The following is a 12330-nucleotide window of genomic DNA, read 5'->3' as shown; positions in this document are numbered from 1 at the left end:
CCACTTCGTAGTGTCTCTCGTCAACCAGTGAGGGCCACATGGTCCAGCAGCCATCTACGACCTTTCTTGCCATGGCGTTATACAGCTCGCTCCATGGAACAGTTTCCAGGGTCATGCCCGTTCCTTCTCCCATGTTCGCGAGGCATTTTACGAAACCAAGAGAAGAAGACACTCGCAGTTTCAAGTTCTTGAAATCTTCGGGAGTGCGAATAGGCCTTTTGCTGTTCGCTATGCCGTAAGGACCCTGAGCGACATTGAAGAGAATTTTAAAACCAACTTCTGCCCATGCATCCTCCATAACCTTGAACAAAATGCCGCCGGCTGGAGAGTATGCCAGTCTCGCTTCATCAAAGTTCTCCACTGTCCAGGGCATCCAGTTCAGCATGCCGCCAGGAACCAAATTGACGTAGGGTGAAAAAACGCCCATGGCGATGCTGCCTTCCTGAACGGCGTGATATGACTCGTCGTGGTTGCCAAGAAGTCCATCGGAATAAAATTTGATCTCAATCCGACCGCCTGAATACTCCTTGACCTTATCGCAGAAGAACTCATATCCCTTGTTACTCAGAGGCCTTGACCACGGCTGTGTAAAACTCCACTCATATTCAGCTTTGGCAAAAGCCTCGCCCCCAACAAGAAGGCTAAAAACACAAAGTAAAACAAGCGCCCCTAAAAAAATATTCCTTCTCACGTTGCCACCTCCATAATATTAGTTATAATAACAAAATTACTTATAAAACATGCTTTTATAATTATGAATAAATTTAGTATTTAATAACAAATAAGCTACAAATATTTTTTGTTTTTTCATTAATGGATTTTAGGAGTTGATGTGTTGGGGAATATTTGTTGCAGAGCCTAAGGACTTTGGCGCAAAAGCGGGAAAGTGCCTTTTCGTTCTCTACATTCTTCTCCACATTGCCCCGCCCCTGGTACTCTTTGAGGAACGTACAAAGGGCTCCTTTAAAGACCACCTCTTTAGATGCGATGATGTGAACGATGAACCCCCTGACCATTCAGGGGAAAATGCTTTTGTCCGCTCTTTTGTAAAGATTACTTTATATTTGCAGATGTTAAATTTTGCGAGATCCACTTGTTAATGCCGACGTGCTTTTATGATATATGAAGCTTTTCAATTATCAATAGTAAACAAACACAAAACATCTCAAAATGTTTGTGATATAATGCCAAAGCGAAACAGTTCGTTTAGAAAGGAGTTGTTTTAACTGTTATTAAATAACAGCAGCGAAACATTATCCTCCTTTACTGTGGCATCTTTTTTAAAGATAACTCAATTTAATTCCTTCAAGCTCGTCGCTGGCAAATCCGGAATAACACGAGATATAAAAACAGTGACAGTCATAGACAACCTTAGCGGGTGGGAAAACTGGCTATATGGAGGAGAACTGGTGCTGTCTTCTGGTTTTTTCTGGAGGGATAACCCAGAAGAGCTTGAATATTTCATAAGAAAACTTTATACCCATAATGCCGCGTGTCTATGTATAAAAATTGGGCGATTTCTTGATCACATTCCTTCCAATGTGATAAAGGTCAGTGATGAACTTTCCATACCCATAATAACTCACCCCATTAATTATGGTTTTGTTGACATCCTCATTCCTACTCTATCGACTATACTTAAAAACAGAGAACTTGAGCTTCTAAAAAGCTATAAGATTAACAAGTCACTCACAAACATGGTTGCCAATGGGGCCAGCATCTCGCAAATAATAGACGCCCTTCAAATAATGACAAATGTTGATTTTGCCTTTGTCAGTCCATCTAATAATGAATGCTTCCATTCAAGTTTAGACGATAACTTTAAAAACAACATAACAAAATTACCCTTAGAAGAAAATCTCCGCCTTTATAACTGTGAAGAATTAAAATTTGGGCGAAATACCTACGGGTACCTTTTTCAAAACACTTTTAAAAAAGACACCCATTCTACGCCTCTTTTTCTAAAAAACTCTCTTATACATGGCTGCACAATACTTAAGCTCAACCTTCAGCAAAAAGTATCAAATCGCAATATCGAGCGACGTTATAAAGATGAACTTTTTTTTGACCTGCTCTTAAACAGATCAAGTATAAAAGAAGTATCTACGCTCCTTAAAAACTTTTTTGAATGGACACCTGAGGATAAATTTTTCGTGTCTATTATTCGGGTAGAAAGCAATGACGTGACCCTCACTTCTAAAGATGATTTTGACAACATAACAAATGTAGTTTCCTTAAAAATCACAAAGAATATAAAGGAACTGTATGGGAACGCTTTCAGCGCAACCCTGGCCCATTCTATAATTACCATTTCGTCCTCTGAAAAAGAGCTGTCTTTAAACCTTAGGAAAAAATTGGAAGAGCAACTATCTCAACTCTTTAATGAGATCGAGTTAGAGTTTGGCATAAAGCTGATAATGGGAGTGGGCGGAGTTTATGATGACGCCGACAAAATAAGAAAAAGCTATAAAGAGGCACAAGAGGCCTTGAATTTGGGCCACCACTCTTCCATTGTCTTTTTTGATGAACTGGGAGTACAAAAATTACTCCACTCTCTCCCCTTGAATGAGCTCAGATCCTTCTTTAACAATTATTTAGAGGAAGTTTTAGACTACGATAAGAAACACAACCTAGACCTGCTTAAAACGTTGGCAAAGCTTGTCGAAAATAACTGGAACTATAGAAGAACAGCCAAAATTCTGGGCACCCACCATAACACCGTAAAATACAGGGTGGACACTATCCAAAAACTATCAGGCTTAAGCCTCGACGATCACGAAGACCGACTGAACATCGCTTTAAGCATGCGAATTTATCTAAACCACTTATAAACACCAAATAAAGACAAAAGAGCGAGGGCGCCTTGTTATGAAGTGCACCCTCGCTCTTTTTACATCTTAAAAATCAGCTTTTATTTTCTCAGGAGTCTGCCCGCTTTGGCTGGTTTGCAAACTCCTTTTTCAACAACTTGTACGCCATTTACAAAAACATGCTCTATGCCTTCCGGATATTGCTTTGGATTATCATATGTAGCCTTGTCGATCACCGTTTCAGGGTCAAAAACAACCACATCGGCATAATACCCTTCCTTAAGGAGTCCCCTCTTCTCAAGTCTTAATACGGATGCAGGTTTACCTGTCATTTTATGAATAGCCTGACTCATGGTTAGATCTTTATTTTCCCGAACATACTTACCCAGCACCCGTGGGTACGTACCGTAGACCCTAGGATGGGGGTGAGCACCTAAGATGCCATCTGTGCAAAAATTCTGCTCTTCCCTCTGCATTATTTTAGAAATGTGTTCTTCTTTCCCGTAAAAATGCACAAGGCCCGCCGTCATTTCTTCCTCGTATAAAAGGTCGAAAGTAGCATCAAGAGGATCTTTGTTCGCCATTTTTCCTATTTCTAAAAGGGTTTTTCCTACGTACTTCGAATTCTTGTCTGTCTTAACGAAAGTAACATAAATATTTTCGACGCCATTTGCACTTACAAAGTTATCCCAGCCGGGAATTCCCTTTGCGATATCCGTTTTCATTTGTTCACGTTTGTTTTTATCTGCCAATCTTTCTAATGCCTTTTCAGTACCGCCGTTGTGAACCCAGGGTGGCAAGATCACTCCCAGCATTGTACTTCCTGCTATATAAGGATACTGGTCAAAAGAAAGAGGGATGCCGCTTAGATTGGCTTCATCTAATTTCGCCAAAACTGTATCCAGCTTATCCCAATTTCTCTTTCCCCCTACTTTAAAATGGGAAAAATGAACCCTGCACCCTGATTTTGCCCCTATTTCAAAAATTTCATCCATAGCCTCAAGAATGTAATCCGATTCATTCCGCTGGTGGGTCACAAAGAGGCCATCTGCATCTTTGAGAACCTTACATAGCTCAACAAATTCCTGGGTCGGGGCATAACAACAGGGAGGGTATATCATGCCCGTAGACATTCCATAAGCCCCCGCCTCGAGAATCTTGGCTAACAACCTAGACATTTTTGCCATCTCATCATCGGTTGCTTCACGATCATCCAGCCCCATAACACACAGACGTATATTGCCATGGGGAACAAGGTAGGCTATGTTTGGTCCCAAGTCCTGACTATCGATCCGTTCAAAATATTCTTCAGCCGTCTGCCAATCCCATGGTACATCGTAGTGACCTTCCAGTGACCCCATGGTTTTTTTCCACGGTTCCCTGTACTCCGGAATTATAGGGGCCAGAGACATCCCGTCCTGCCCTATCAATTCTGTCGTTACACCCTGCATAACCTTATTTTCTACGGCTGGTTCCTTAAGAACAACAAGGTCAGAATGGCTATGGGTATCAACAAAGCCAGGACAAACCACTTTCCCAGCGGCATCAACACTTAAACCCGTTTGCGCGTCATTCAGATCTCCAATGGCCTCAACACGAGACCCTACTATGCCCACATCGCTTCTTACCGGGTCCCCGCCATCTCCAAGGTAACAAAGTCCACCTTTAATTACTACATCGAAATACATAACCACTACCCCCTTTATGCTTTATAGTCCATGGCGTCGGCATCAACATGGATTTAGCAAAAAATTGTTTTTAAAAGGGGTCTATTTCGCACATTCTTATTATATTTTGAACTCTCACTATATTAGCACGAATAATTTATTTTAGAGCGTACTCTCTATTTGGGTGCCAACTTCACCTTTCAAGGCGGGAATGACCTGATCTAATCTGGCAATGATAGCCCTTCCTCCCCCTTTTTTTACAAAATTGAGTGCTGCCCGCACTTTCGGTCCCATTGAACCAGCCCGGAAATGCCCTTCCTCTATGTATTTTTTCATTTCCTCCAGAGTAACTTTCTTTAAAGGTTTCTGCTGGGGGGTGTTGTAATGAAGAATTGCATGAGAAACATCTGTCAATATTACGAAGATATCCGCCCCTACATCCAGAGCAAGCCGCTCGCCAGCTAAATCTTTGTCTATAACAGCCTCAACTCCATACAATTGTCCCTGATCGTTCCGACAGACAGGGATGCCACCGCCACCAGAGGCAATAACAACCGTTCCCTGGTCTACAAGGGCGCGTATCACTTCTTTTTCTACAATTTCCTTAGGCTCCGGAGAAGGGACTACTTTCCGCCAGCCCCTTCCGGCATCCTCGATCCAGCGTTCACCCCGCTCAGCCATATTCTGTTCCGCTTCTGCCTGAGTATAAAAGGGGCCGACAGGCTTAGTAGGATTTCTGAATGCCTTATCGTGAGGGTCCACTTCAACTTGAGTAACAATACAAACAGCTTCTTTTTTAAGTCCCCGCCCGGCACATTCGTTGCGTATGCTCTGACATAGCATGTATCCGATAAGGCCCTGGCTTTCTGCCCCACAGAAATCAAGGGGCATGGCAGGAATTGCCTCTTTTGCCATCTCGTGCTGTATCAAAATGGCTCCCACCTGAGGGCCATTTCCATGGGTCAAAACTAACTCATACCCTTTTTCAACAACATCTATGAGCTGCTTTACAGTCTTATCAATATTTGTCACCTGTTCCGCCGACGTCCCTTTTTGACCAGGCTGCAAAATTGCGTTGCCTCCCAGTGCGACAAGAATCCTTTTCCCCATGCCCTCACACTCCCGTTTCTCTCATATTTTGAAGGAAATGTCCTCTTTTTTTCATCCCCACATATTCGCAATTTTCTACAATGATCTCCCCCCGGGAAATAGTGCGCCATATTTTCCCAACAACAGAGAAAACTGAGGTTTCATAAAAAGTTGGAGGCCGCAGTGCGCAAGGCGCTTCTCCAGATATAGGGGATAAAATTCAAGAAGAGATGGCAGAAAACCTACCATTAAAGGGAGAAAGGGCCGCCAATATAACAACAGGAATATTGTCCATCATACCAACCGCGATGGTCAATAGCTTTCATCCCAAATTTTCGAGGAAGAGCTTACAAAACATTAGACAACGTCATTCTAGGATAGGGCAGGATATTCAATTAAGCATAGACGTGCGTTGACAAAACGCACGTCTATGCTTTCTCTTTACGTAGATTTGGTTATGTGTTTATCCCAACACAGAACGGATAATTCCCATATAGCCGAGACAGGCCTTCTCAAGCTGGTCTATCTCAATATACTCATCGACCACATGGGCCAGAGATTCCAGGGAACCGCCAAAACCTATGGTTGGGATTCCCGCTTTTCCAGCATAGTAGCTGCCATTGGTACAGAAGGCATAGTGAGAAAGCTCTGGGTTCAAACCTGCCTCGCGCAAACCGCGCATGGCTGCGGCCACAAACCAGTTATCTTCAGGGAAAAGCCATCCTGGCGCGTAACGGGTGGCTTCTATAGAATCGCCTGTATAGCAGGTTTCCCTTCCAACCGCAAGGGATACGTTTGCTTTAAGCTGGGGATTGCGCCCCTTCTCTTCATCAATAATCTTCTGGATCTGGGCCAAAACCTCTGTATCCGTCTCGCCAACCAGAAGCCGGCGGTCATAGGTTACACGGCAGCGTTCAGGCACTACACTGGCTCCAGGATAAGGAGAAGAGATGATATCTGTCAACTCGAGGATTCCCTTGCCAAGGACTGGCTGTTCCTTTGGCTCAAACTCATTCTCTATAGCAGAAAGAAGAGGAACCATAGCCTTGACGGCATTCAAACCTACCTCTGGGTTGGAGGAGTGAGCTGATTTGCCATAAGTTTCCAAAACAACTTCTGCGCGACCACGTTGCCCTCTTTTAAGATTCAGAGAGGACGCCTCGCCGATAACAACACAGTCAGGATTCCAACGCTTGCCTATGGCCTCGGATGCAACCCCTTCAAAACACTCTTCATGGACAGAGCCCGCAACTATGATCTCGCCGTTAAGGTCTGCCTTTTCTTTTTTTATCAAGGCTGCCGCCATGATGGAAGCGGCAAGGTTTCCCTTCATGTCTGATGTTGCCCTTCCATATATACGTCCATCAACTACTTCCGCACCGAAGGGGTCGTGGGTCCACTTGGAGGGATCCACTATATCAACATGGTCCATATGTCCCTCAAAAAGTATTCGACGCCCGCCGCTGCCCAGAACAATGCGCCCTGAAACGTTTCCATAATGATCCCGCTCTACAGAGTCAAATCCTAGTTCTATCATCCTCTGTTCTACAAAATCAGCCATTTCTTTTTCCTGCCCGGAAAGACTGGGCCGGCGTATCATTTCTCTACATAAAGAAACTAAAGACTCACTCCACTCCATAGCCATTGAAATACCTCCTCACAGAAACTGGGACAAAACTATTAAACCAGTTGCCTAACCTTCAAACCTAACCACTCGCCCCGATTTCCCCTTCATAACTACTTCATCATCAACTGCGAGCTTTCCGCCTACCATGACATAAGGAATTCCTTTGGAAAACTGCTTTGGATTTTCGTAAGTCGCGGTGTCGATAACGGTTTCGGGGTCAAAGATTGTGATATCTGCCGCATAACCTTCTTTAAGAAAACCTCTATTTTTCATCTTGAAAATTGAAGCGGGCCGTCCGGTCATTTTGTGAATCGCCGTAGGAAGATCCAGAATCTTACGTTCCCGCACATAACTTCCCAACACTCTGGGGAAAGAACCATATACCCTGGGATGAGGGTGGGCTCCAAGAATGCCATCGGTGCAAACGTTTTGAAGGGGGTGGGCGAGGATTTTTTCAATGTGCTCCTCATAGCCGTAAAAATCGACCAGCCCTACCACCATTTCTTCCTCAAGAAGAACATCAAAAGCCGCGTCAAGTGGATCTTTCCCTCTCAACTTGCCGATCTCGATCATATTCTTGCCTACTACATCGGCATTTTTGTCAGTTTTAACGAAAGTTACAGATATATTTTCCATTCCCGCAAAATCAATGAAGTTATCCCATCCGGGAATGCCATTATGAATATCCTGTTTCATCCGTTCACGGGCCACGGGGTCGGCCAAACGAGCTAGTGCCTTATCTGCGCCTCCGTCATGAACCCAAGGAGGAAGAATGACGCTGAACGTCGTGCTCCCAGCGGTATAAGGGTACTGATCAAAGGAAACTGAGATTTCTCTGGATGCTATTTCCAGTTTCTCCATTACAGCGTCGAAGAGATGAGCATTCTTCTTGCCACAGAGTTTAAAGTGAGAGAAGTGGATGGGGCAGCCAGATTTCCGGCTGATCCTTATTACCTCGTCCATGGACTCCAATATATAATCTGCCTCGCTTCTCTGGTGAATCACCAGAGGAAGACCGTATTTAGTAAGCACCTTTGTAAGCTCGGCTATTTCATCCTCTGACGCGTAACTGCAAGGAGGATAGATCAAACCTGTAGATAAGCCCATCGCTCCATTTAATATGGCTTCTTCCAGGAGATTTTGCATTTTTGCGATTTCGTCCTTTGTAGCTGGACGATTGTCAAGACCCACAGCACACATACGTATATTTCCATAAGGAGCAAGATAGCCAAGATTGGGCCCAAGAGGCTGATCATCTAACCGGGAGAGATAATCGGAGGAACTAAGCCAATCCCACTCCACTTCATATTGCCCTTCCAGGCCAGCCATGACTTTTTTCCATGTTCCGACATACTCCGTCTTAACTGGGGCAAGAGACATTCCATCCTGTCCTATTATGTCTGTGGTTATTCCCTGGGTTGTCTTATTTGCAATTTCAGGTTCTACAAGTGCAACAAGATCAGAGTGGCTGTGGGTGTCGATAAATCCTGGAGCTACTGCTAAATTCCGAGCATCGATCACTCGCTTTGCTTCTGCGTTTTGCAGATTGCCTATTGCCGCTATAACTCCTGCCTCAATAGCCACATCAGAAACAAAACCAGGTTTTCCGTCTCCTGCATAACAGGTACCGTTTTTAATTAAAATATCAAACAAAATAGAACCTCCCCTCAAAAAATTTTCCCATTCTCAGAATTACCATGGTCCCACTATGGATGATCCCAAAAGAATTTCAGGAAGCCAGCATGACAATGCTGGAATATATGTAGTCAGCAACAAAACGGGAATTGAGACCAAAAACAAAAACGGCAACATCGTTTTTGTTAATTCTGCGGCCGGTACCTCTGCCAGTCGTGAACCAACAAAGATTGACATAGCAAAGGGCGGTGTCATGACTCCTATTCCCACATTGACAACCATGATAGCTCCAAGGTGCACCAAGTTTATGCCGAGCTCCTGCATAAGAGGAAGCGCCAAGGGAACAACGAGGATCAAAATAGGAATACCATCAAGGAACATGCCCAGTATCAAAAGGAAGAAGTTTAACATGAGAAGAATGAGATATTTGTTTTCAAACATGTTCAGCATAAAATTGGCCACTTCCTGAGCTACTCCCTGACGGGTAAGGTAGCGGGTAAGGATTGTTCCGCCGGCGAGAAGCAAAGTAGTCATACCAAAAGTACCAATAGTGCTGGAGAGAGCCTTCTTCAGCTTGGCGTTGGTAAGTTCACGATAGACAAACCAGCCTATCAAAAGACAGTATACTGCGGCAATGCCGCCAGCTTCGTTAGGAGTAAAGATTCCGCCATAGATACCAACGAGGATCAGCACTGGACAACCGAGCGCCGGAATGGCAATCTTGCCTGTGTGCAATATATCTTTAACAGATTCTTCAAAAGTGGTGGGAAGCAAAGGTTTTTCTGTGCTTTCAAACGTATAACGCCCCACCATAAAGTAGTTTAGCATCCCGTAACCAATAGCCAGCAAGATCCCCGGAAAGACAGTGGCCAGAAAGAGGGCCGCCACAGACTGCCCCGCCAGAAGACAATAGATCATTGCAGGCACACTGGGAGGAATCAGATATCCCAAATAGCTTGAAGAACAAAGAAGAGCTGTCGTATACACCCTTCTGTAGCCGAACTTCTCCAACCGCGGCACCAGCAATGGAATCAGCGCCGCAATGCAGGGGACGGATGATCCCGTTAAAGCACTAAGGAATAGAGTCGCCACAATACCTACGCCCGTAAGACCGCCTCTGAGGCGCCCAACCAGTGAATAAGAAAAGTTAACTATGCGATCTGCCAATCCTGCCTCTGATATCAACGCTCCTGAAAAAACAAAAAACGCTATAGCCATAATTGTTGATGAATCTAACGAATGAAAAAAAGCATTTGCCATAAAGACCGTAGGGCTCCCCATAACAAAAAGGCCCAAAGCCGTTGAACCTATAAAAAGCCACCCTATGGGGAAACCCAGAACGATCCCCACAAGAAAAGCAATTAGTGTGGTCACCGTACCGAGGTCTAACATCTATTTTGCCTCCCCTTCATTTACTGAAATCCAGCGGAGTTGTTTTAACTCGTAAACATCACAAGCTACATGCCAGCCGTAATGGAGAATCACCAAAACGATCATTACTGCCATTGCGTAAATAAGCCAGCTCATATTGAACCAGCGAACAAGAGTCGCGTACTCCGGGTATCTATACGCTCTTTTAGCAACTCTCATAACAGGACTACTAATAGAAAGCACCATAAGGATGGTGACAGAACTCTTAACGATATCGAAGATCGCCCTTTTCGCCCTGTCATCCCCGCAAAAATGATCGGGGAGAATATCGACAGCAATATGTGTTTTCAGAGCCGCACCATAGGGGATAGCAATATAAATTGTGAAAATGAAGATATAAAGCGCAAAATCAGCAATCCACATAATTTCGAAATGCAACCAGTACCGATTGACTACTTGACAGAACGTAAGAACGATTGCTGTCAAAAGCCCTATAGAACCTAAAATAAACTCTATTTTCTCTACGTGCGAAAAAAATTTTTTCATGGTAACACTTCCTTCTCTATCGAAGTGCAATTCCCCCCAAGATTGCAGAGAGCCTTCCCCCTTGAATAAAAGGGGGTTTCACTGAGGGGAACAGATCTAAAAAAATACAGCAGGTAAATAATGGATAAAACAAGGAGGCAGCCTGAAAGCCGCCTCCTTGTTTTATATCTATTTCTTTCCAGCTAAAACTTTTTCCCTGTTTGCCGCAAGTTCGTCAAGAATCTTTTGAGTCATGTTCTGGCCAGGATAATGTTTGTCAAGCCAAGGAGTGCAAAGTTCTTCCCAAACGCTCAGCATGTTCGCTTTTTCCCGGAATGCGGTTCTCTCTTCATCTGTGGGGTAATAAATTTCAAAATTGGCCTGCTTTTTCAGGAAATCCTGAAATTCATCTGCCATACGCTCTTGAATTGCATACTGATGCTCTTCAGCCTCTAAAGCGGCTTTCTCTATAGCGGCCTTAAGATCATCAGAAAGTCCATCCCAAATGTCTTTATTGATGACAACCTGGTTCGCATCCCACATCCAGTCGAGAGAAGTGTAATATTTCAAAACTTCATAGTGGCGCTCTTCAACAAGTGAAGGCCACATAGACCAGCATCCATCAACTACGCCGCGAGACAGAGCGTTATAAAGCTCTCCCCATGGAACTGTTTCTACAGTCATGCCTGTGCCGGACGCCATATTCTGAAGTCCTCTTACGCAGCCAAGAGAAGAAGAAACTCGCAGTTTCAGGTTTTTAAAATCTTCAGGAGTCTTAATGGGGCGGGTATTGTTTCCAATGCCGTAAGATCCCTGGGATACGGTGAAAAGAACGTGCATGCCAACTTCGTTCATTGCTTCTTCCATAGGCACATACAGGCATCCGTTGGGACGGGAGAAAGCCATCTTGCACTCTTCCCAAGACTCCACTGTCCAGGGCATCCAGTTGAACATTCCACCGGGAACCAGGTTTACATAAGGAGCAACTCCGCATATTTCGACTTCCCCATCCTGTACAGCGTGGAAAATCTCATCAAGAGTACCAAGCTGGTTGTCAGGGAAAAATTCAACCTGAATCCGGCCATCACTGTATTTCTCAATTAATTCGCAGAAAAGCTTGTAGGACTCCCCCTGAGAAGCACGAACTGAAGTCTGTCCAAAACGCCATTTGTATTCCGGCGCTTTCGCGCTTGCCGCAATGGCGCTGCTTAAAAATAAAACAACCAACATGAGAACTAAACACTTACGCAAGAACCCAACCCTAGACATCATATAACGCCTCCTTTTTCTTATGCAGTCCCTCAAGAGGACTGTGGTCCAAGAGCTTTGAAACCCGACAACGCTATTTTTGTGAATTACCACTTGAAACAAATGACATAAAATTCACACATAATCTTCCGGCCCCTTTGTCCTAGGCACGCCCCTTTATATAATCATGGGTAAAGAGGGCTGCCTGGAAAAAGAAGACCGAATATCTTCAGCTCTCTAACTCACATTAAACAAGAAGACCCGTCAATCTGTTGAATTCGTCTATTCTTTCGTCAATGGCGTCAGCCATGCCCTGGATAGAGCCCCAGTACTCATCATAGTCGTACCACTGGGCATT

9 protein-coding genes are annotated in these 12330 nt (G+C 44.3%); 1 reads left to right on the top strand and 8 read right to left on the bottom strand.

Annotation, left to right across the window (positions count from 1 at the left end; translation table 11 throughout):
* Positions 1 to 691: TRAP transporter substrate-binding protein (locus BUC50_RS00045; RefSeq protein WP_286677020.1), on the bottom strand; the 691-nt coding region annotated here is incomplete at its 3' end.
* A 577-nt stretch (positions 692 to 1268) separates the two neighbouring features.
* On the opposite strand from BUC50_RS00045, the gene BUC50_RS00040 reads away from it, so the two are divergent.
* Complete coding sequence (locus BUC50_RS00040) at positions 1269 to 2831, top strand: PucR family transcriptional regulator (RefSeq protein WP_013047619.1); 1563 nt, start codon at positions 1269 to 1271, stop codon at positions 2829 to 2831.
* An 80-nt stretch (positions 2832 to 2911) separates the two neighbouring features.
* Here the strand turns inward: BUC50_RS00040 and BUC50_RS00035 are convergent, their stop codons facing one another.
* The 7 genes from BUC50_RS00035 to BUC50_RS00005 form a co-directional block, all read right to left on the bottom strand.
* A complete protein-coding gene (locus BUC50_RS00035; protein ID WP_286677019.1) occupies positions 2912 to 4498 on the bottom strand; it encodes an N-acyl-D-amino-acid deacylase family protein in 1587 nt (528 codons plus the stop codon).
* Positions 4499 to 4639: 141 nt separating this feature from the next.
* Complete coding sequence (gene arcC / locus BUC50_RS00030) at positions 4640 to 5587, bottom strand: carbamate kinase (protein ID WP_013047617.1); 948 nt, start codon at positions 5585 to 5587, stop codon at positions 4640 to 4642.
* A 442-nt stretch (positions 5588 to 6029) separates the two neighbouring features.
* The gene (locus BUC50_RS00025; RefSeq protein ID WP_013047616.1) at positions 6030 to 7211 is read right to left on the bottom strand and encodes a YgeY family selenium metabolism-linked hydrolase; all 1182 of its coding nucleotides are present in this window, start codon (positions 7209 to 7211) and stop codon (positions 6030 to 6032) included.
* 48 nt (positions 7212 to 7259) lie between these two features.
* Entirely contained in the window at positions 7260 to 8846 is a 1587-nt protein-coding gene (locus BUC50_RS00020) for an N-acyl-D-amino-acid deacylase family protein (protein WP_013047615.1), read from the bottom strand.
* 39 nt (positions 8847 to 8885) lie between these two features.
* Positions 8886 to 10220, bottom strand: a complete 1335-nt coding sequence (locus tag BUC50_RS00015; protein ID WP_013047614.1) for a TRAP transporter large permease — start codon at positions 10218 to 10220, stop codon at positions 8886 to 8888.
* Positions 10221 to 10745 carry a TRAP transporter small permease gene (locus BUC50_RS00010; RefSeq protein ID WP_013047613.1) on the bottom strand — a complete coding sequence of 175 codons (525 nt, stop codon included), beginning with the start codon at positions 10743 to 10745 and terminating at the stop codon, positions 10221 to 10223.
* A gap of 168 nt (positions 10746 to 10913) precedes the next feature.
* Positions 10914 to 11996 carry a TRAP transporter substrate-binding protein gene (locus BUC50_RS00005; protein ID WP_013047612.1) on the bottom strand — a complete coding sequence of 361 codons (1083 nt, stop codon included), beginning with the start codon at positions 11994 to 11996 and terminating at the stop codon, positions 10914 to 10916.
* Between the last annotated feature and the right edge of the window lie 334 nt (positions 11997 to 12330).

The organism is Aminobacterium sp. EBM-42 (assembly GCF_001896635.1).
GTDB lineage: Bacteria > Synergistota > Synergistia > Synergistales > Aminobacteriaceae > Aminobacterium > Aminobacterium colombiense.
Note: the sequence above shows the minus strand (reverse complement) of the source record. Positions and strands in the feature narration are given on the sequence as shown.